This is a genomic window from Cryobacterium sp. PH31-AA6 (genome assembly GCF_030063195.1).
GTDB lineage: Bacteria > Actinomycetota > Actinomycetes > Actinomycetales > Microbacteriaceae > Cryobacterium.
Genome location: NZ_JASISS010000039.1, coordinates 1 through 19,673, shown reverse-complemented (window position 1 = coordinate 19,673; position 19,673 = coordinate 1). Strand labels below are relative to the sequence as shown.

Genomic DNA, 19,673 nt, shown 5'->3' with positions numbered 1-19,673 from the left:
CATCCGATCATGACCACACCAGCGGCGTCCCCCGGCGCAGTCATCGGCACCGTCACGGTGCCGGGGGAGACTCTCCCGCGGGTCGAACTCAGCCCGGTGGCCGTCGCCACCCTGCGTGAACTCTGGGGCGAATTCGGGCCACTCATGTTCCACCAGTCGGGAGGCTGCTGCGACGGCAGCTCACCGATGTGCTTCCCCGACGGTGAATTCATCACCTCCGACCGGGACGTGCTTCTCGGTCGCCTCGATATCGCCGCGGACGGCGCCGCCGCGCAATCGATCGACTTCTGGATCTCCGCCGAGCAGTTCGCCTACTGGAGCCACACCCACCTCACCGTCGATGTCGTGCCGGGCCGGGGGAGCGGCTTCTCCGTCGAGGCACCCCGCGGCGTGCGGTTCCTGATCCGGTCGCGCCTGATGGACGCGTTCGACTGAACCGACCGCAGCCTCTCCTCCACAGGGCGGCGGCATCGTCACCCCTGTGCACAAACGGAACCCGGCTGGGTGTCGGGGGCATCCTGACCGGCATGACTAGTTCATTACGCATCGAAGACTCCCCACCGGTGACCACCGTCGAGGAGGCGCGGGAGCGCGTGCGCGACCTCGTCGGACCGGCGATCCGGCCCCAGCTCTGGTTCATGCTCCTCGACAGGGTGGGCCGGCAGCTGCCGGTTCTCATCCCCGTGGACGGAATTCCCCTGCGGCCCGTGCCCGGCGGGGCGGCTGTGCTCGCGGCGAGACTGACCGAACTCCTCGAGGAGCTTGCTCCCGGCGGCAGCGTCATCCTCACCCTCGAACGGCCGGGGTCGGCGGCCCTGACGGCACCGGACCAGGCCTGGGCTCACGAATTCGCCGCGTCATTCGGCACGGCCCTGACCATCACCGGCATGTTCGTGGCGCACGACGAGGGGGTCTGCGAACTGACACCCTGATCCGGGCGGTGCCGCTCGGCTACTGTGGGGAGGTGAACGAGACCCTGCCCCCGTGCCCCGAATGCTCCAGCGAACTCACCTACGAGATGGGGTCGTTGCTCGTCTGCCCGCTCTGCGCCCACGAGTGGGCCCCCGTCAGCGCGGAGGATGCCGAACCCTCCGGTCCGGCCGTGATCACGGATGCGTTCGGCACCGTCCTGGCCGACGGTGACACCGTCACGGTGATCAAGGACCTCAAGGTCAAGGGCAGCTCGAGCGTGATCAAGGTCGGCACCAAGGTGCGCGGCATCCGGCTGGTCGACGGGGTCGGCGACCACGACATCGACTGCAAGGTGGAGGGCGTCGGCTCGATGCAGCTCAAATCCAGCCTGGTGAAGAAGGTCTGATAGCCAGGTCTATCCGCCCGTCTGCCACCCGGTAATCCCAGCGGAGGCAGACGGACCGGGTGCGACCGGGGTCAGATCAGGGATGCGCACTGTCCGGTCGCGTTGCGGCCGCCGACGTTGACGCTGCCGGGGACGAAACCTCCGGAGACTCCCGGGGTGAGTCCCGTGCAGTTGAGGTTCCGCCCGATCGTGTTGCGAACGTTGTAGACGCCGGGGGCGCCCGGGTGAGGGTCGCTCAACGCAATGTTGGTCAGGGTCGTGTTCTTGCCGATCTGGTTGAAGAGCACGCCCAGCCATTCGGTCTCCTGCCCGCTGACCGTCAGGTTGCCGCCGATCGTGTTGTTCTTGATCGACCACGGAATCTCTGAGCCCCCGCCGGACAGGGGCACGTTGCCTTGGATCGTGATTCCATTCAGGAGAACGGCGACGGCGTCGATGACCGTGACGTTCCCGTTGACAGTGATGGTGGAATGCCGATCCGGCTCGACGGCGCACGGATGCGCCGAGGCGGTCTGGTCTCGGTCGCCGCGGAGTCGAGGCCTTTAGGCCGCGATCAGCTTCACGAACTGAGTGCGCTTGAGCAGCCTGAGGACACGGCGCTGGAACGGGGTGAACGCGGCGATGCCCTCGGCGGTCGTCATGGGTTCAAGCCCGACAATCTTTGTGGTCACTCCGTCGCGCACGATCTCGCCGCCGTTGGCCGCGACCAGATTCCGGTACCAGTTGACCTCGGGACCGTAGGTGAGCTCGCAGACGAATCCGCCCTCGATCGGCTGCACGATGATCGGTGTCTCGAAGGTCTTGCCGCTCTTGCGGCCCACAGTTCGCACCAGCGAAAAGTGCTCGCTGCCCCGGCGGGCCATGCGGCCGGTCAGCCGGTTCACGCTGTGCTTGATAGTGAACAGCCAGCCACTGCGTAGCTTCGATGCGAGGTCCATGCGAGCAGCATGTCACAGGGGGCGAGTAAGCGCGCACGGCGCGGTTGTCCGTGACGCAGTTGGCCGACGACGTGACCCCGGCCGGCAATCCCCGACGAAGAAGGGGAGTACTCGAATGCGAACTATGAGAGATTCTCGGTCGCCTGATCGAAGTCGTGAGCGGGTAGGAATGCCCCGCGTATGTGGCCACCCCCTGCCATCATGGGCGCATGGTCTCGTCTTCTATTCACGACCGCGCCGTGCCGAACCTCCCGTCGCGAAACTTCGACGGAACGGAAGCGTTCTACGGCGGCTTCGGTTTCGAGCGAGCGTTTCGCGACACGGGGTGGATGATCCTGACCCGGGGTGGCTTGCAGCTGGAGTTCTTCCCGACCGGCGAATTGGACCCGCTGTCGAGCAAGGTCATGTGCTGCTTGCGTGTGGCCGACGTCGACGAGCTCTACGACGCCATCCGCCAATCCGGTGTGCCTGACCGCACTACTGGGATGCCACGACTGCACCCTGTTCGAATGCAGGATTGGGGGGCTCCGAGCCGGGTATCTCGTCGACCCCGACGGTACGCAGCTCACGCTCATCGAGCAGCGGGATCGCCCTAGCGCAGGTCTCGAAGCCGGTCAGTAATGCTGTCCTCTTCACCCGCTCGTCGCTCATAGGTGACGGCGATGATCAGGAGAACGGCGCCGACCACGGCCAGGGTGATCCACCATGGCATCGACTCGATGCCCCGCCCGATCTGCACCAGGAAGACGAGAACATTCTCGATCGGAAGAACGACGATGCCGAGCAGAAACGGGGCCGCAAGCTTGCGACTCGAGCCCATGAGAATGGCGACGAGCGCAATCAAGATCACGAGAATCGCCCGCCAAGTCTGCGGGTCGGTGAAGGTGGCGGTGACTGAGGCCAACAGCATCGTCACGATGCCGGGGGCGAGTAGTGGCCACGAGCCGGTCCAGCCTGCCGGCCAGCAAGTGACGGTGCGGGTGGGGGCGTCTGCACCGTCCGGATACGGGCGCGCACCGTGCAGAAGAACGGCGCCGGCGATGAGCAGGAAGAGCCCCAGCGTCACGGAGAACCATTCGACTCGCAGATCACGTGGACTCCACGCCACGACCCCGGTGATGAACGCGATCGCGAAGACGAACCACACGGCAGGCAGGCCGGTCGGACCGGTTCGCAGCCGCCAGGCGATGACGACGACGGCCACGAGGTACACGAGCATGAGCGCCCACATTATCCAGATCGTGAACCAATCGCGTTCGATGGCGCTCCAGGCGGCGACCGCGACGTACAGCGCGGCGGGGGCAAACAACCAGCGGGTGAGAGCCAACCGCGACCCCGCCCGGGCGGCCCCGCGGATCGCACGCGCTGCAGCTGCTGCAGGCAGTGCTCCTGCGATGCCGATTCCGAGGCAGAGCAGGATGAGTGGCACCCCTCCGGTCACTATCGGGTCGGCCCCGAGCCCGAATCTCAGACCCTGGATCGCACCGGCCGCTCCGGCCACAATGGCGACGTACAGGGTGGGCAAATTCAGGATGCGCAACGACTTAGCACGCGCGGGAGAGCGTCGGCCGAGCATCACGCTGAGGCCGAGCAGAAGCCAGGAGGCGGCGACCAGTCCATAGCCACGCCACGGAGCAAGGGCCGAAGCCCCCGTGCCGGACAACGCCAGCATCGCGACGATAGGAGCGACCGCCACGACGAGGCCCGTCGCATAGAGCGGCGCGGCAGGAAAGCCGCGTGCGGTGAGGATCAGCCCGAGAGCAACGGCGGCCAGGCTCGGCGGGAGCAGGTAGGGCTCGAGCCCGCTGATTCCGGCCAAGGCCCACAAGCACCAGAGTGCACCGGTGAACGCGGCAGCAGCGAGCCACCAGCCGTATCGACGCTTCGCCCAAACGGACGTCGACACCGCGCCGAGCCCGAAGACGACCAGCACAATGAAGGTGGTCGGCAGGCCCGCGGCGACGCGCACGAGTGCAAGCCCAACGGCGATCGCGCCGGTGAGCAGCGTGGAGCCTTCGATCGCGATCCGAGCGGCCGTGGCCTCCCGAGCCGCCATGCCGCGCTTCCGCAGGATCCCGCCGATCAGACCCGTGCTGGGGAGCACGATTGCCACGATGGCGGCGATCACCGGCAGCGTCACCGGAGACGCGCTGCTCAGGAGCACCTGTGCACCCAGGCAGATCACCACGACGGCGAGTGACGGAACGAGGAGACCGGCAGCGATCGCGCGCAGCACGATACCCAGGCCGGGACGCCTCGTATTGAGCAGGGTGAGTGAGAGCAGGAAGATGAGAGCGGTCGAAAGTGCTGTCCAGCCGCTACGTTCGAAGATGACCTGAACGACCCCGAGCATGAACGGAACCGCTGTGACAACCAGGATCGCGTACCAGGCCGGAGGCGCAACCCGACGGAGGAAGGTTGCGGCGATCGCACCGATCGAGGCGACAGCGCTCGTGAGGCAGAGCATCGCAAGGGTGCCGACGCCGAGCAGGCCGAGCGCCGTTGCGAAGACGAACAGCGCGTAGGCGAAACCCGCACCGACGTGCAGAAACCGTGCCCGGGCCGGCACCGCGCGCGCGACAACAGTGATCGTGGCCACGATCGCGATTCCCGCCCAGACGGTGACGCCCTCGTCGACCAGGGAGCAGACAATGGCCAGGAGCACCGCGACGTGACTGCCCACCGCGAGAGGCAGCCGCATCGTGAGCGAGGCATCCCGGATGCGCGGAACCGCGACGAGTGCGCCACTCACCGCCACGGCCAGGCCCAGGGCGATCGCGATCCGCGCCCCGAGGGGCAAGGCGGGCAGACAGGCGAGCACCAGCCCGGCGATGGCGGACAGCCAGACCGCAAGCGAGCCGGTCGCCCGGGCCAGCATCGGAACTCCAGCTCCAGCTCCAGCTCCAGGTCCGGGCTCAGCACCGTGCGTCTGCCCGGTGTCCCTGCGGCTCGTGTGAATCGAGAACACCCCCAGGCCGGCCGCCATAGCGCCAAGACCCAGCGCGACCGCGAGGACACCGCCCGGAGGCAGGATGCCGATCGCGCCGCGGTCCGAGCCGCTGAGAGAAGTAAGCACAGTTTCCGCCCCGATCAGCACGGCGAGGAAAACCGGGGCGAGCACGCTCGCGCCGACAAGGGCGAACACGCCGCCCAGGAAAGCTCGCCGCTGCAGTGCGCGCACTCTCGGAGCGAGTGCGTTCAGCGCCAGCAGTGCCGCGGCGCCTGCTGCTGGCGACAGGGTCAAGTACCACACGCCCGCATCGTCAGCCCCCAATGCGAATGCGAAAGGCAAGCTGACGAAGGCCGCCACTCCCGCCGCACCGGCCATGACGCTCCAGAAGGTTCTGGCGACCTGCCGCGTCGTGAAGGCGGCGAGCACCGTCACGGCGGTCAACACGGCGGTGATCGTCAACCAGTACTCAGTCGTGTTGCCAAGGCCGGTGAACCATATCTGCGCCAGCGGGAGCACGGTTGCCACGACCTGAAGTATCGCAATCGTCACCCGCTCCGACTGGAGACTTCCGTCGTAGCGCCGTGCCAAGCCGGGTATGGCCCCGAGGAGTGCGAGCGCGACAAAGGCCGATCCAAGGTGGCCCAGGGCCGCCGACAGTGTGGTGCCGCCCGAGTATCCCAGCATTGCGGGAACAATGGTCAACCCGACGAGCGAGATCCAGAGCCAGCTGCGGATGCGGGCGAGCGTCGACACGATGACCATGAGGGTGCCGCTGACGAGCGTTCCGGAGGCGGCGAGGGCCCAGGGGCTGAAACCGGTCGGTGCGAGTTCGGAGAACGCATAGACGTCGAGGGCGACGAAGACCATCCCGAGGCCGCCCACCGCCTCGGCCGAGAATTGCAGCGTGCGGCGGGCAAGAATCCAGGCACCACCCAGGAAGAGGAGCGTGATCAGGCCGACGATCACGCTGCGCAGGGCGCGATCTGTAAGGTCCGGGTTGAAGAAGGTGAAGACAACTGCGGAAACCGCGAAGAGTCCAGCACCCGCGACCGCCAATACTGACTGCACCGCCCAGTTCGACTGCGGCACAGCGGTGATCGCGGCATCAGAATTGGCGCCGCGTTGCTCGTCAATCCGCTGTGGCTCCGGTGTCGATGCCGGCGCTACGGCACTGGTCTTGCTCGTAGGGGAGCGACGAGGAATGCGGTCGAGTACCTGCTGCCGCGTCATGAGAGCCTCGGCCGCCGCTTCCGAAGCTGCCCAGAGCTCGTTCGTCAGATCACCGCTGAGTTCGGCACCGCACCGGCGGCAGCGACGATCGAACGGCGCGGCGGCTCTGCAGACGGGGCACGACGCGCTGTCGAGAAGGTGCCGAATCGCGACATCGCTCCAGGCCTGCACGCCGCGCTGCGCGGTCATGATGCCGTCACTGTCGTCGCGGCGTCCGAACCGTTCGCATCGTCCGGCACCCACATGAAGATGTCCCCGGGCTGACACTCGAGCACGCGGCAGATCGCGTCCAGGGTCGAGAACCGCACCGCCTTCGCCCGGCCGTTCTTGAGCACGGAGACGTTCGCAGGAGTGATATCGATCGCGGCAGCGAAGTCGGAGACCGACATCTTCCTCTTCGCGAGCTCGACGTCGAGGTTGATCACGATGGGCATCAGACCACTTCCGATAGGTCGTGTTCGAGTTGGGAGGCCTTGCGCAGGAGACCGCGCAACACGACGATGAGGAGGGTGAGTCCCGAGCCGACGACGATTCCGAGCGAGCACAGGATGACGACCGACGGCGAGGCAACGCCGGCGATCGCAAGGGTCAGGAACGACCCGACGATGAGGAGCGTCGCCAGCGCGACTGTGCCGAGGATGATGTCGACAAAGTTGAACGCGTCGTTGCTGAAGATGCTGGATGCCCGCACCAGTGACAGCAGTCGCCACACGCAGACGAGCGAGATCTGCACGCAGAGCAGAAACCCCACGGTAATGAGAATCCCCGGCACCTTGAGGTATCCCAGACCGGGGGACCTTACGAGCATCTGCTGGGCGACCTCGGGAACCACAAAAACCTGGCACACCACCAAAAGTGCGATCAGTACGACAATGAGCCCTTTGAGTGTGTCGATCGCGGTCCGATGCATGTGAGTCCTATCGATTATCGGTATTCATCTATCGATAAACAATATACGCACTGCAGTGCCGGCAGGCCGAACATCGGGGACGTTTTCTTCCCGGGTGTTGCGGGATTCGTTCTCGTCGATTATCGTACAATCAAATGGTTGTATCAGAGCTTTCCGATCAGGATGTGAACCGCATCTTCCGCGCCCTCGCGGACTCGACGCGGCGCGACATCCTGCGCCGCACGCTGGTCAACGACGTCTCGGTGTCGCAGCTGGCGGATAACTACGACATGTCCTTCGCGGCAGTCCAGAAGCACGTTGCCGTTCTGGAGGACGCGAGGCTCGTAACCAAAGAACCACGCGGCCGTGAGCGGATGGTGCGGGGAAACCGTGATCGCATCCGCCAGGCGCAGCGCCTCCTCGACCACTTCGACGAGCTCTGGCGCGCGCGCATCGACCGGCTCGACGGCCTTCTGGCCGAAGGCGATCCCGCTCCATCTGACACCTGACCGAAAGGAATATCATGCCCGTCACATCCGTCGAGAAGGACCTCGACCAGCTCACCATCACGATCGTCGCCGAATTCACGGCGCCCCTGCGTCGGCTGTGGGACGCCTACACCGATCCGCGCCAGCTCGAGCGGTTCTGGGGACCGCCGACATATCCGGCAAAGTTTCTCCGCCACGACGCCGTGGCGGGCGGACGCAGCGTGTATGTGATGACCGGCCCCGAGGGAGACGCGCACTACGGGTGCTGGGAATGGATCTCGGCCGCCGCGCCCCGCGCGTTCGAGGTGCTCGACAGCTTCTCGGATGCCGCGGGCGTGCCGAACCCCGACCTCCCGACCACGCGGGTGGACTTCGCTTTCGAGGAGACCAGCGAGGGCAGCCGACTGAGGACGACCTCGTACTTCGACTCCCTCGAACAGATGCAGCAGCTCCTTGATCTGGGCATGCTGGAGGGCACTCGCCAGGCCATGGCCCAGATCGACACGGTTCTGGCCGATCTCGCCTCATTCGCCAGCGAACGCAAGGCGGAGGCGCAGGTCCTCAGCGATACTCAGGTGCGGGTGGCACGGGTCATCCGCGGCACCGTCGACCAGATCTGGCGTGCGCACACCGATGCCGCACTCATGAAGAAGTGGCTGCTCGGACCCGACGGATGGTCGATGCCCGTTTGTGAGGTCGCGACCGCGGTCGGCGACAAGTACCGCTACGAGTGGCAGCGGGATGGCGGCGACGAACGTTTCGGTTTCACCGGCGAACTGCTCGAGTCGGAGGCGCCGTACCGCGCTGTCACGACCGAGGCGATGATCGGGATGGACTTCCCGGCCACCCTCAACGAGCTGACGCTCACCGTTGTCGAGGGTGGAACCCTGCTCTCGCTCGTGATCACCTACGCGAACGCGGAGCAGCGTGACGCGGTCCTCGCGACCGGCATGACCGACGGAATGGAGACGAGCTACCAGCGCCTCGAAGGTCTGTTGCAGCCGGCCCTGGCCTAGTCAGGAGGGGCCAAGTCCCTCGGGGCGGATGCGCGTGATGGTCGTGTTTCACGACGACAGGAACGGCAGACCGTGGCCAGGGGATAGTCGTCGGAATATTGCGACACACAGGACCATGTTGAGGGATCTCTGGCTACCCTTCGAAGCAGAAGCGAGACAATCGCCCGTCCGGAACCCTGAAGGAGTCCTCCATGCCCGCGCTCGAAGAAGTCCTCTCCGCCAACGCCGCATATGCGGAGAATTTCGGCGACAAGTCCGAACTCGCCCTGCCGCCAGCTCGGGGCTTTGCGATCCTCACCTGCATGGATGCGCGCCTGGACCCGGCCAAGTATGCCGGTCTGAGCGAGGGCGACGCTCACGTCATCCGTAACGCGGGAGGACGAGCCTCAGACGATGCCATCCGTTCGCTTGTCATCTCGTACAAACTCCTGGGCACCAGGGAATGGTTCGTCATTCACCACACAAACTGCGGGATGGAGTTCTTCACCGACGACGTCATGCGGGGGCTCCTGGCCAACAGCCTGGAGACGGCCGCTTTGGGCGAAGCCGGCTTCTACGATGTCGGTACGGGTCCGGGCTCCGCCGAGGCGAAGTACATCGACTGGCTCACCATCGCCGACCAGTCGGAGAGCGTGCTCGAAGATGTCGAACGGATTAAGGCGCATCCCCTGGTTCCCCGCGGGATCCCGGTTTACGGCTACATCTATGACGTGGCGACGGGACGCCTCGTCGAGGTGCCCGCGGCCACTGTGGCAGGGTCCTCGACCTAGCTCTCGCTGAGCGGCACCGAAGGCTCCGGCGGGGATTAGAACGGGCGCCCGAACTCCGGCCATCGGTCCGGGTTCGGATCAACGGGCCGTGCGACGAGTGAAGACCAGATGGAGAACTCCGAGTGGAGAAGGGGTCGCCTGGATTTCGAAGCGCTGTTCGAGCCCTTCGAGGCCGTCCCAGAGTCGTTCGCCGCGGCCGAGGACGATCGGCACGACGACGATGTGCAGATGGTCGATCAGATCGGTCTTGAGAAACTGTCGAACCGTGCTGACGCCGCCACCGATCCGCACGTCCAGGTCGCCGGCCAGGGCGCGAGCCTGCTGGAGCGCCGTGACGGGGTCGGCGTCAACGAAATGAAAGGTTGTTCCGCCTTCCATCTCGAGCATCGGTCGAGGATGGTGGGTCAGGACGATGACCGGGGTGTGGAAAACAGGGTTGTCGCCCCACCATCCCGTCCATTCCTCGTCTGCCCAGGGGCCGCGCTGAGGTCCGAACTTGTTGCGGCCCATGATCTCCACGCCGATCCCTGGCCCCCACGCGCTGGCGAAGGCGTCGTCGACGCCGAAGGACCCCTCGGACTCTCCGTGGATTCCCATCTCGCGAAAGGTGCGCGTCTCGATCGCCCATTCCATGAGCCGAGAGCCTGCGTGACCGAAGGGAGCGTCGAGTTGCTGTCCCTCGCCGGTGCCGAAGCCGTCGAGGGAGACCGAGAAGTTGTGCACACGAACGAGGGACATGTCATCTCCTGGAATGTTTGTCGAAATAATCGCGGATCCGCGCTGAGGGTCCTCGGTCCTGGCACTAGGGCTGCGTGTCGGTGGTTCCCTCGTAGAGTCCGATCACGTTTCCGTCGGGGTCTCGGATGACTGCCCACCAGCTGGTGGCGGAGATCGCATCCTTGCCCACGGCGACCGAACCGCCAGCGGCGACCGCGGCGACCAGGGTGTCGTCGATTGAATCGACTTCGACATAGGACCGAGGCTGGGAGAAGTCTTCGCTGCGTGGTGCCAGTCCGCCACCGCTGATCTTGTTCGGCGCCTGCCACATCGGGTAGCCGTCGAATCCGCGGCTCTCGGCGATTTGCCATCCGAACAGGCCCGAGTAGAACTCCGACCCCCGTGCGAGGTTGCTCACGGGAATGTCGATGTGAGTGATATCTCCGTGCGCCATGGTGTCAACCCTCCGCCTCATCTGACGAACAGTGTGACCCGCCGTCGCGGTCGAAGCAAGGGTATGAACAGGCTCAGCCAGGCGTCCGCGACCCGTGCGTGAGCCACCCGCAGACAGCGCAGCGACCGCGTCAGTCGAACCGCTCCGCCAGGGCAACGAGAATTCCCTTGCGGAGACGCTAGTCCATCGGAGGCGGCGGGAGCTCCCCGGAGTACATACGGTACGTCGTTGTTGCGGCAGCGTTCGCGATGTCGGGATTCGCGCCATCCGAGATGTGCTCCTTGGCCCACGCGTCGGCAGATCCCCGCAGAAAGGACTTGCCCTCATCGGTCGCGAGCCAGGCCTGGCCCTCCTCCGGCGAGATGCCCGCTGAACCACCGCCGAAGTACAAGGCGAGCCCCAGGAGTCCCGAGTCCCAGCCCATGCCTGTGGCCGACGGCCCGAACTGCACCCAAAACCCGTCGGGGACCGAGTCGACCGCGGCGACGTTCTCGAGCTCGAAGCGGGTGGATGCCGTATCCAGTGCGGTGAGCCGCACGTGCACGATCGACGGTTCGCCCATCCCGTTGCCCCACGTGACTGTGTAGCCGGCGGAGCCCCCGCTCGGCGGATCGCAGCGTCGGATGTCGCCGCCGGCGTTGCCCTCGAATTGGTAATGGCCGCCGATTCGCAGGTCGCCGCTCACCGGCAGGAACCACCGGGGGATCCGCTCAGCAGTTGTCACGGCGTCCCACACGTCGTCGATCGGGGACGGATAGGTCTGGGTGAGGGTTTGCACGAATGAGAGCACACCGTCCACCTCCCTGGTCTCGATTCCGCGCGTTACAGCCCTGAGTTGAGCGTGCACATCCATCAGTGGTCTCCCTCTTCGTTGATCTCGTGGGTCGTGCTGTCCTGGCTGGTTGCCGCCGTGGCGGCCTTTTTCTGCGCCAATCGCCCGCGTGCGAGTTCAGTGCCGAGGGCGGCGAGTTTTGGCTCCCAGAACCCGCGGAATACGTCGAACCAGGCATCGGCCTCGGCCAGGGGAGCCGGATCGACCGAGTAGAGCCGTCGCGCGCCGTCCGGGCGTACGGTAGCGAACCCGGAGTCGCGGAGCACGCGCAGGTGTTGGGACACCGCGGGCTGTGAGATGCCGAATTCCGCCTGGATGACGAGGCCGAGGTCACCGGCCGATTCCTCGCCATCGACGAGCAATTCGAGGAGACGCCGGCGGACGGGATCACCGAGGACATCGAGCGCGTGCATGGCCACAGCGTTGCACCAGCGCTTATATAAGTCAATACTTATCGATAATTGCGCGCGTGATGGCTCCTGTTGGGAAGATTCTTCCCGTGCGCATCACGGCAACCGGTCGACGGAACCTCGAGGGCGAGCATCGCGGTCCGATCCGTCGAGGACGGGATGTTGGGCGGCATGACGCGGGAGGACAAGCCAGTGCCTTCAGAATCCTTGGGGGCCTGATTCGTTTCCTGGGCGACAACGCCGCTTGCATCGTGTTAATCAAGCGTTTAGCATGCTGAACATGGGTTCAATCAGAGAAGAGCAGGACCTCACCGCCCGGGCGAACATTCGCAACTCGGCTCTTCGCCTGTTCGCCGAGCGTGGGCACGATTCGGTGACGGTGCGCGAGATCGCAACTGCTGCACGGGTGTCTCCGGGCCTTGTGCTCCACCATTTCGGGAGCAAAGAGGGCCTCCGTGTCGCGGTGAACGATCACGCGGTCGAGTCCTTCGACGCGATCTTCGTCGAGTTCGACGATGACGAGCTTGCCGAGATGCTGGCCAGCGGCGAAGCCAACTCGTCGCTGGCCGAGGCCTTTGTCCGGGTGTTCCCCGCAGGATCGCCGCTGCCTGCGTACCTGCGTCGACTGCTGCTCACCAATGACCCGACCGGGGCGGTGTTGTTCGGCCGTTTGTACTCAACCACCCGCCGCATCCTGGAGGCCATGCTGGAAAAAGGGGTCGCCTCGCCCACCGAGGACCCGGCAGTCCGCGCGGCATTCCTGGTCGCCAACGACCTCGCCGTGATCCTGCTGAGGAACCAGATCGCCACAGCCATCGGCGAAGACCCACTGACACCCGCCGGCCTCGACCGGTGGACGAGGGACGTCACCGCCGTCTACACCGAGGGCGCCTTCAAGGCCCCGCCGAAGGAATGACTGTCATGATCGACACCCAGCCTGTGATCCGCACCGAAGGACTCACCAAGGTTTTTGGCAAGGTCCGAGCACTCGATGGGCTCGACCTCACCGTGCGCCCGGGGGAGGTGCACGGCTTCCTCGGCCCGAACGGCTCCGGCAAGTCCACGACAATTCGAGTCATTCTCGGGCTCATGAAGGCCACGTCGGGACGCGCCGAACTCTTCGGCGGCGACCCCTGGCGCGACGCGCCCCGCCTGCACCGCCGACTCGCCTACGTAGCCGGTGACGTCGCCCTCTGGCCCGCGCTGACCGGCGGTCAGTGCCTCGATATTCTGGGCGCCACCCAGGGCGGTGTCGACGAGCGCCGACGGGCCGACCTCGTCGAACGTTTCGAACTCGACCCCACCAAGCGCGTTCGTGACTACTCCAAGGGCAACAGGCAGAAGGTCGCCCTGATCGCCGCCCTGGCTGCGGACGCGGACTTGTTGGTACTCGACGAGCCGACCTCGGGCCTTGACCCGCTCATGGAACAGGCCTTCCAGCAGTGCGTTCGGGAGAGGCGCGACGATGGCGTCACAGTGCTTCTGTCCAGTCACATGATGGGAGAGGTGGAGGCGCTGGCCGACCGGGTGAGCATCATCCGTCGCGGCCGCACCGTCACCAGTGGCACCCTGGCCGACTTGCGCAGCCGTACCCGAAGCGTCGTTCATGCCGTCACCGCGCAGAAGCCCGACGGACTGGCCGACGCGGACGGTGTCGCCGACTATAAACAGGACGGGCCCCACGGACAAGTGGACTCCCGGTTCACTATCGATCCCGACCACCTCGACTCCGTCATCGGGCGGCTCCACGCAGCAGAAATCCGCACTCTCACGGTGACACCCCCCAGTCTCGACTCACTGTTCCTGCGGAATTACGGACCGACTCCGGACCCGGATGAAGCGGCCCGGGACGAGAGTCACACGGAGACCGCCCGATGACCGACCGGCGGAATGGCACCTCCGAACGCACGAACGGGCTGGGCATCATGCTGGGCATCGTCGGGCGAATTCAGCGGCGCAGTGCCCTGATCTGGGTGTTCGCGCTGGGTGCGACAATGCTCGGCACCGCAGCCGCGGTCGCCGCGCTCTACGACACCCCCGCCAAGATCCACACCTACGCCGAGGCCGTCACCTCAGGCAACGCCCTGGTCGCAATAAACGGCAAGGTGGAGGGCATAGATTCCCTGGGCGGAGTGATCCAGGACGAGTTCGGGTTCATGGCGGCCTTCCTGCTGCCGCTTCTGGGAATCGCGCTGGTCGCGCGGTCGACGCGCCGCGAGGAGGAGTCCGGTCGGCTTGAGCTGCTCCTCGGTGGCCGGATCGCTCGCCACGAACCCGCATTGGCCGCGCTCATCGTGGCCACGGCCACGATCGCCGCCACCGGAATGATGTTCGCCATCGGGTTGGCAGTTTCCGGCGTCCCGCTCGCACGGTCGATGCTCTACGCGCTTTCCCTGGCCGGGCTGGCCTTCGTCTTCGCTGGTCTGGCGGCCCTCCTGGCGCAGCTCACCCGGCACGCCCGAGACGTCTACGCCTGGAGCCTGATCCTCCTCGCGGCATCAGTCGTCTTGCGAGGCGTGGGTGATGTCACAGAAACCTGGCTGACCTGGCTGTCGCCGCTCGGTTGGGCCGAGAAGGCCGCGCCGTTCGGAGACCAACGTTGGTGGACCCTGGCAATCCCGCTCGCCGTCGGTGTCACCCTCAGTGGCGCGGCACTGCGTCTGGCCGCTCGGCGCGATCTGGGGAGCGCGCTGGTTCGGGGTGGTGCCGGCCCCGAGCACGCTTCTGCCTGGCTGCGCAGCCCGATCGGGCTCGCAATCTGGATCCACCGCCCCGCCACCCTCGGTTGGTTCGCCGGAGGTGCACTGCTCACCGGGGCGATGGGCGCCCTCACTCAGCAGGCCCTTGACGCGATGGTCGGCAACTCCGCTTTTGCCGAGGCGATGGGCATCACCCACGGTCGTCCCCTGGACGGGTTCGTCGCGGCCGTCCAGCTCTATCTGGCCGTCATCGCGACCGGGTACGTCGTGCAGGCCATCGGCACGCTGCGAGCCGAAGAAGCCGACGGTCGGCTGGAGACCCGACTTTCCGGCACCCTGTCCCGGACTCGCTGGCTAGCCTCGCATTCCCTGGTCGTGCTGGCCGGCCTCATCGTTATCGTGCTCGGCTGCTCCCTGGTCCTGGGCCTCGCGACCGCCATATCGGTCGGCGACATGGCGGAATTCGGCCCCACCCTGAGTGCCGGACTGGCCTACCTTCCGGCCGAGCTCGTACTCGCCGGGCTGGCGTTGGCGGTCTACGGTCTGCGTCCCCGGATGTTCCCGATCGCCTGGGCAGGCTACGCCGCAGTGACCTTCATCGCATTCCTCGGTCCCGGCCTGAAGTTCCCCCAGTGGGTGCTTGACCTCTCGCCGACTACTCACGCGGGCAACCCCCCAGAAGGCGCGATCCAGTTTGGCGCTCTCACGATCACGGCCGCGGTTGCCCTGGCCCTCATCGTGATGGGCTTTGCGGCATTCCGCCGACGCGGAGTACCGCAGAGTTAGCCGAAACGACCCGGGGAGAGGCCCGGCTCTCGGGCCGACCCCTAGGCTGGGTGGATGAGCACAGTCCTCGTCCTGAACGGTCCGAACCTGGGGCGCCTCGGCAGTCGGGAACCCGACGTCTACGGTTCCGCAAACCTCGACCAGCTGCGCACCATGCTCACGGCGGAGGCGCCCGAGGGGGTCACCGTCGACGTGCGCCAGACCGACGACGAGGCCGAACTGATCCACTGGCTCTACGAGGCGGTCGACAAACGGATCCCCGTCATCCTGAATCCCGCGGCGTTCACCCACTACAGCTACGCGCTGAGGGATGCCGCCGCGCTCGTCACCAAGGCCGGCGTCACGCTGGTCGAGGTGCACCTCTCCAACCCGCATGCACGGGAAACCTTCCGGCACACCAGCGTGGTCAGCGCCGTCGCGACCGGGGTCATCGCCGGATTCGGCTTCGACTCGTACCGCCTCGCCCTCGACTTCATCACCCGCTCGGCCTGAGACCGAGAGCGCCACTCTCGTGGCGGGGCGCTCCCTTTGGCGCATCGCCCGGGGCCAACTAGACTCCTCTGAGGCCGTTTCGGCCGCGCACCTTCCTAATTGAACCAAGTGAACGGAACTTCTTTCCATGGCATCAACCGCCGATATCCGCAATGGCGTCGTCCTCAACATCGATGGCCAGCTCTGGGCAGTCACCGATTTCCAGCACGTCAAGCCGGGCAAGGGCGGTGCGTTCGTGCGCACCAAACTGAAGAACGTCGTCACCGGCAAGACCGTGGACCGCACCTTCAACGCCGGTGCCAAGATCGAGACCGAGAACGTCGACCGCCAGGACTTCCAGTACCTGTACGCGGATGGCGAGTCCTACGTCTTCATGGACATTTCCGACTTTGACCAGTTGCACGTTCCCGCCGTCGTCGTGGGCGACGCCGTGAACTTCATGCTGGAGAATCAGAACGTCACCATCGCGCTGCACAACGGCAACCCGCTCTATGTCGAGCTGCCGGCATCCGTCGTGCTCGAGATCACCTACACCGAGCCTGGCCTCCAGGGCGACCGGTCCACCGGCGGCACCAAGCCCGCCACCGTGGAGACCGGTTTCCAGATCCAGGTGCCGTTGTTCGTCGAGCAGGGCACCCGGGTCAAGGTCGACACCCGCACCGGTGACTATCTGGGCCGCGTCAACTAGTGAGCGCACGGACCAAAGCGCGCAAGCGCGCTCTCGACATTCTCTACGCCGCCGACGTGCGGCAGACGACCATCCCGGAGTCCCTCGCCCTCGAGGCCGAACGAGCCGCGAACGAACCCGCTCGGATGGCCTCCTGGTTGTACGCGCGCGACATCGTGGACGGGGTCGTCGAGCACCGCGAGGAGATCGACGAACTGATCGAGACGTATTCGCAGGGCTGGTCCCTGGCCAGGATGCCCGTCGTCGACCGGGCGATCCTGCGCATCGGCATCTGGGAGATTCTCTTCAACGATGCCGTGCCGCACGCGGTCGCCATCGATGAAGCGGTCGAGTCCGCCAAGATCCTGTCGACGGATGACTCCGCCGGCTTCGTCAACGGGCTGCTCGGCCGGATCGCCCAGACCGCTCCATCCGCGTAGTGCTCCAAGGGGGACCACGATGACCACCGACCCGACCGACCAGTCGCAGGGTAACGCCGATCAGCCCGGGGCCGGCCAGCCGTACCTCCAGCCGTATGGTGGCCAACCGTACCTCCAGGCGCCGAGGACCAACACCCTGGCGATCGTCTCGCTCGTGTCGTCGTTCTTCGTGTCCCTCGTTGCGGTGATCACCGGCCACATCGCGCTCGGCCAGATCAAACAGCGCGGAGAAGCCGGTCGCGGTCTGGCTCTGGCCGGCCTGATCATCGGTTACGTCGGCATCGCTGCCACCGCTCTGTTCGTCGTACTCGCCATTGCCTTCGCGGCGACCTTCGGCGCCATCATCACGGCGATCGCCGCCGGTTCCGACGGGATACAGTTCCCGCCGACCCCCGGCACGGCCACCGAGGCGCCCTTGGGCGAGGGGCGTCAGGGCGCCGCCGATTTCGATGCCGGCTACTTGTTCGTCGGCGCCGGACCGACCACCGTCGACGTCTACTTCGACCCGATGTGCCCGTACTGCAAGCAGTTCGAGGACGCCAACGGTGTCCAGCTCGGCGCGGCCGTCGACAACGGTGACATCACCCTCCGGCTGCACGCGCTCACCTTCCTCGACCAGGCGTCGCAGGGCACCGCGTACTCCTCGCGGGCCGCCGCCGCGCTCACCTGCCAGGCCGTCCTCCGTCCTGAATCCACCCTCGACTACCTGGCACTTCTCTACGCGCACCAGCCCGCGGAGAACACACCGGGACTCTCCGACGACGAGCTCGTCGCCCTTCAGGGCGCGGACCCCGAGTTCGCTGACTGTGTGGCGAGCGGCCGTTACCAGGGCTGGTCGCAGGACAATACGAAGACGGCCCTGAACGGACCGATTCCCGGCGCGGAGATCGACTCGATCCAGGGCACCCCGACGGTTCTCGTCAACGGTGCCCAGTACCGGGGACCCATCGACGACCCGCGGGAGCTCGCGGCTTTCATCACCGCCCAGCAGTAGCCTCCGGCCGCGATCGCCGCCGAGCGAGGCGGTGGTCGAGCCTGCGGTGGTCGAGCCTGTCGAGACCAGGGTCGGTGGTCGAGCCTGCGGTGGTCGAGCCTGCCGAGACCAGGGTCGGTGGTCGAGCCTGCGGTGGTCGAGCCTGCGGTGGTCGAGCCTGTCGAGACCAGGGTCGCGAGCGCGCGGCCGGTGCGGTTCGGGCGCGATTTCGGTTGGCCGGTGCCGGCGCTGCCGCGGTTCGTACCAGGCGCGGGCCTTGACACGGGGCTTGCCGCGCACAACTCGGGTCTTCCACCCGGAGGTGTCGATGTGGTGGTGGGGGAGCCAAAGACATGACCCCGAATTCGACGAATTCCTCAACCACCCCTGGGAGAGGATGATTCGGGAAAGCGGTTCTCTGCGGAGCGTCGTCACGCCACATGTTCGGTGTGGCGTTTTTTCTATGCAGTTTTTGGAGTATCTAATGTCCGCACGATCCTGGCTCACCGCTTCAGCTTTCACGGTGGCCGCTGTTACCCTTGCCGGTTGCGCGCAGCTTGCTCCGGAGCCAACCGATGCGGCGGTGGCGGAGTCGGCGCACTGGTCGTATGACGGGGAAAACGGCCCGGCGTCGTGGGGGGCGGTGGACTCCAGCTTCGCGGCGTGTGCAGCGGGAACCAAGCAGTCCCCAATCGACCTGCCGCTGACCGTTCCCGTGACGTCGACCAGTATCGATCTGGCCGTTCAGGATGTGGACGGTGACGTTTTCGATACCGGGCATGCCGTCGAGGTCGAGACCGATGGCGAGGGGGAGACTCTCACGTTCGCCGGCGATGAGTACAGCCTGCAGCAGATGCATGCTCACGTGCCGTCTGAGCACACCGTCGCGGGCCGGCCTGCCGCGGCTGAACTGCATCTTGTGCACACGGATGTTGCCGGCAACCTGCTTGTGCTGGGCATCCTCGTATCCGAAGGGGAGGCATCCGAGGCGTTGGTGCCGTTCATCGAAGCGGCGACCCACGTGGCCGACAAAGACCAGGTGGCACTTGATGTTGCTGCCGTCCTGCCTGCATCGCTGGAGAATTACGAGTACTCGGGCAGCCTGACCACCCCGCCGTGCACGGAGGGTGTGCAGTGGGTGGTGATGAGTACAACGATTACGATGTCTGCGGAGCAGATCCGCACGCTCGAGGACGTGCACAGTGATAACGCCCGGCCGACGCAGCCGCTCGGGGGCCGCACGGTGGTGGGCGGGACCGGGGAAGTCTTCCAGATCGCGGGGTAGGCGGCGGAGCGCGAGCGGGGAACGGTGTCGCAGTGCACTGTCAGGCTTCGCTGAGCGCTGTAATACGTCCGACGCATGACCTCGGTGCCGCCCGCGGTCGCGCCCTGCCAAAACGGGCGCGGCGTCAGCGGGCGAGGCCGGCGCCCTCTCCCGCCGGTGGTCGAGCCTGTCGAGACCACTGGATAAATATTCGAGAAACTTGTCCACAAGACAAGACAAACTCTCACATCTGTGTTCCATTCTTGCTAAAATCATGTTATGACCACCCCGGCAGACCAGCTCAGACAAGCGGCAGACGCCGTCGCCCGTCTGGGCT

Annotated in this window: 23 protein-coding genes and 1 pseudogene; 15 read left to right on the top strand and 9 right to left on the bottom strand. The window is 66.0% G+C overall.

Annotation, left to right across the window (positions count from 1 at the left end):
• Window positions 1-9 precede the first annotated feature (9 nt).
• The 3 genes from QMG61_RS16550 to QMG61_RS16540 all read left to right on the top strand — a co-directional run bounded on the left by QMG61_RS16550 (window position 10) and on the right by QMG61_RS16540 (window position 1,318).
• Complete coding sequence (locus tag QMG61_RS16550; protein ID WP_283495441.1) at window positions 10-435, top strand: DUF779 domain-containing protein; 426 nt, start codon at window positions 10-12, stop codon at window positions 433-435.
• 92 nt (window positions 436-527) lie between these two features.
• Window positions 528-932: a hypothetical protein gene (locus tag QMG61_RS16545; protein ID WP_283495439.1), complete on the top strand. Its 405-nt coding sequence runs from the start codon at window positions 528-530 to the stop codon at window positions 930-932.
• Window positions 933-964: 32 nt separating this feature from the next.
• Window positions 965-1,318 (top strand): zinc ribbon domain-containing protein YjdM, encoded by a 354-nt coding sequence (locus QMG61_RS16540; protein WP_283495438.1) that lies wholly within the window; start codon window positions 965-967, stop codon window positions 1,316-1,318.
• 71 nt (window positions 1,319-1,389) lie between these two features.
• Here QMG61_RS16540 and QMG61_RS16535 read toward each other — a convergent pair whose 3' ends face one another.
• Together QMG61_RS16535 and QMG61_RS16530 are read right to left on the bottom strand one after the other, a co-directional pair.
• Window positions 1,390-1,707: a hypothetical protein gene (locus QMG61_RS16535; protein WP_283495437.1), complete on the bottom strand. Its 318-nt coding sequence runs from the start codon at window positions 1,705-1,707 to the stop codon at window positions 1,390-1,392.
• A gap of 153 nt (window positions 1,708-1,860) precedes the next feature.
• Window positions 1,861-2,256: a PNPOx family protein gene (locus QMG61_RS16530; RefSeq protein WP_283495436.1), complete on the bottom strand. Its 396-nt coding sequence runs from the start codon at window positions 2,254-2,256 to the stop codon at window positions 1,861-1,863.
• A 209-nt stretch (window positions 2,257-2,465) separates the two neighbouring features.
• Here QMG61_RS16530 and QMG61_RS16525 point away from each other — a divergent pair.
• Window positions 2,466-2,877: pseudogene (locus QMG61_RS16525) on the top strand (bleomycin resistance protein).
• On the opposite strand, the gene QMG61_RS16520 reads toward QMG61_RS16525, so the two are convergent.
• The 3 genes from QMG61_RS16520 to QMG61_RS16510 are packed head-to-tail and all read right to left on the bottom strand — an operon-like array spanning window position 2,849 to window position 7,349.
• A complete protein-coding gene (locus QMG61_RS16520; protein ID WP_283495435.1) occupies window positions 2,849-6,628 on the bottom strand; it encodes an SCO7613 C-terminal domain-containing membrane protein in 3,780 nt (1,259 codons plus the stop codon). The pseudogene QMG61_RS16525 and the gene QMG61_RS16520 sit on opposite strands and share 29 nt — an antisense overlap.
• Window positions 6,625-6,873, bottom strand: a complete 249-nt coding sequence (locus QMG61_RS16515) for a helix-turn-helix domain-containing protein (RefSeq protein ID WP_283495434.1) — start codon at window positions 6,871-6,873, stop codon at window positions 6,625-6,627. Before QMG61_RS16515 ends, QMG61_RS16520 begins: the two co-directional genes overlap by 4 nt.
• Window positions 6,873-7,349 carry a DUF2975 domain-containing protein gene (locus QMG61_RS16510; protein WP_283495433.1) on the bottom strand — a complete coding sequence of 159 codons (477 nt, stop codon included), beginning with the start codon at window positions 7,347-7,349 and terminating at the stop codon, window positions 6,873-6,875. Before QMG61_RS16510 ends, QMG61_RS16515 begins: the two co-directional genes overlap by 1 nt.
• Window positions 7,350-7,483: 134 nt before the next feature.
• Between QMG61_RS16510 and QMG61_RS16505 the strand changes: the two genes are divergently transcribed.
• From QMG61_RS16505 to QMG61_RS16495, 3 genes are all read left to right on the top strand, one after another.
• Window positions 7,484-7,837, top strand: a complete 354-nt coding sequence (locus QMG61_RS16505; protein ID WP_283495432.1) for an ArsR/SmtB family transcription factor — start codon at window positions 7,484-7,486, stop codon at window positions 7,835-7,837.
• 14 nt (window positions 7,838-7,851) lie between these two features.
• Window positions 7,852-8,832, top strand: a complete 981-nt coding sequence (locus tag QMG61_RS16500) for an SRPBCC family protein (protein WP_283495431.1) — start codon at window positions 7,852-7,854, stop codon at window positions 8,830-8,832.
• Between the two features lie 191 nt (window positions 8,833-9,023).
• Complete coding sequence (locus QMG61_RS16495) at window positions 9,024-9,602, top strand: beta-class carbonic anhydrase (protein WP_283495430.1); 579 nt, start codon at window positions 9,024-9,026, stop codon at window positions 9,600-9,602.
• Window positions 9,603-9,680: 78 nt separating this feature from the next.
• Here QMG61_RS16495 and QMG61_RS16490 read toward each other — a convergent pair whose 3' ends face one another.
• The 4 genes from QMG61_RS16490 to QMG61_RS16475 all read right to left on the bottom strand — a co-directional run bounded on the left by QMG61_RS16490 (window position 9,681) and on the right by QMG61_RS16475 (window position 12,018).
• The gene (locus tag QMG61_RS16490; protein WP_283495429.1) at window positions 9,681-10,340 is read right to left on the bottom strand and encodes a dihydrofolate reductase family protein; all 660 of its coding nucleotides are present in this window, start codon (window positions 10,338-10,340) and stop codon (window positions 9,681-9,683) included.
• A 64-nt stretch (window positions 10,341-10,404) separates the two neighbouring features.
• A complete protein-coding gene (locus tag QMG61_RS16485) occupies window positions 10,405-10,773 on the bottom strand; it encodes a VOC family protein (protein WP_283495428.1) in 369 nt (122 codons plus the stop codon).
• A gap of 178 nt (window positions 10,774-10,951) precedes the next feature.
• Window positions 10,952-11,626, bottom strand: coding sequence for an SRPBCC domain-containing protein (locus tag QMG61_RS16480; protein ID WP_349358687.1), 675 nt, complete (start codon window positions 11,624-11,626; stop codon window positions 10,952-10,954).
• Window positions 11,626-12,018 carry an ArsR/SmtB family transcription factor gene (locus QMG61_RS16475; protein WP_283495427.1) on the bottom strand — a complete coding sequence of 131 codons (393 nt, stop codon included), beginning with the start codon at window positions 12,016-12,018 and terminating at the stop codon, window positions 11,626-11,628. Before QMG61_RS16475 ends, QMG61_RS16480 begins: the two co-directional genes overlap by 1 nt.
• 277 nt (window positions 12,019-12,295) lie before the next feature.
• Between QMG61_RS16475 and QMG61_RS16470 the strand changes: the two genes are divergently transcribed.
• The 8 genes from QMG61_RS16470 (at window position 12,296) to QMG61_RS16435 (ending at window position 19,357) form a co-directional block, all read left to right on the top strand.
• Window positions 12,296-12,931: a TetR/AcrR family transcriptional regulator gene (locus QMG61_RS16470; protein ID WP_283495426.1), complete on the top strand. Its 636-nt coding sequence runs from the start codon at window positions 12,296-12,298 to the stop codon at window positions 12,929-12,931.
• A gap of 5 nt (window positions 12,932-12,936) precedes the next feature.
• Entirely contained in the window at window positions 12,937-13,893 is a 957-nt protein-coding gene (locus QMG61_RS16465) for an ABC transporter ATP-binding protein (RefSeq protein ID WP_283495425.1), read from the top strand.
• Window positions 13,890-15,500, top strand: a complete 1,611-nt coding sequence (locus tag QMG61_RS16460) for an ABC transporter permease (RefSeq protein WP_283495424.1) — start codon at window positions 13,890-13,892, stop codon at window positions 15,498-15,500. Before QMG61_RS16465 ends, QMG61_RS16460 begins: the two co-directional genes overlap by 4 nt.
• Window positions 15,501-15,554: 54 nt before the next feature.
• A complete protein-coding gene (locus tag QMG61_RS16455; protein ID WP_283495423.1) occupies window positions 15,555-15,992 on the top strand; it encodes a type II 3-dehydroquinate dehydratase in 438 nt (145 codons plus the stop codon).
• A 127-nt stretch (window positions 15,993-16,119) separates the two neighbouring features.
• Window positions 16,120-16,680, top strand: coding sequence for an elongation factor P (efp, locus tag QMG61_RS16450; RefSeq protein ID WP_283495422.1), 561 nt, complete (start codon window positions 16,120-16,122; stop codon window positions 16,678-16,680).
• Window positions 16,680-17,099 carry a transcription antitermination factor NusB gene (gene nusB, locus QMG61_RS16445; RefSeq protein ID WP_283495421.1) on the top strand — a complete coding sequence of 140 codons (420 nt, stop codon included), beginning with the start codon at window positions 16,680-16,682 and terminating at the stop codon, window positions 17,097-17,099. The genes efp and nusB overlap by 1 nt, the downstream gene beginning before the upstream one ends.
• A 19-nt stretch (window positions 17,100-17,118) precedes the next feature.
• Window positions 17,119-18,093, top strand: coding sequence for a thioredoxin domain-containing protein (locus QMG61_RS16440; RefSeq protein WP_283495420.1), 975 nt, complete (start codon window positions 17,119-17,121; stop codon window positions 18,091-18,093).
• A 463-nt stretch (window positions 18,094-18,556) separates the two neighbouring features.
• Complete coding sequence (locus tag QMG61_RS16435; protein ID WP_283495419.1) at window positions 18,557-19,357, top strand: carbonic anhydrase; 801 nt, start codon at window positions 18,557-18,559, stop codon at window positions 19,355-19,357.
• Window positions 19,358-19,673: the final 316 nt, after the last annotated feature.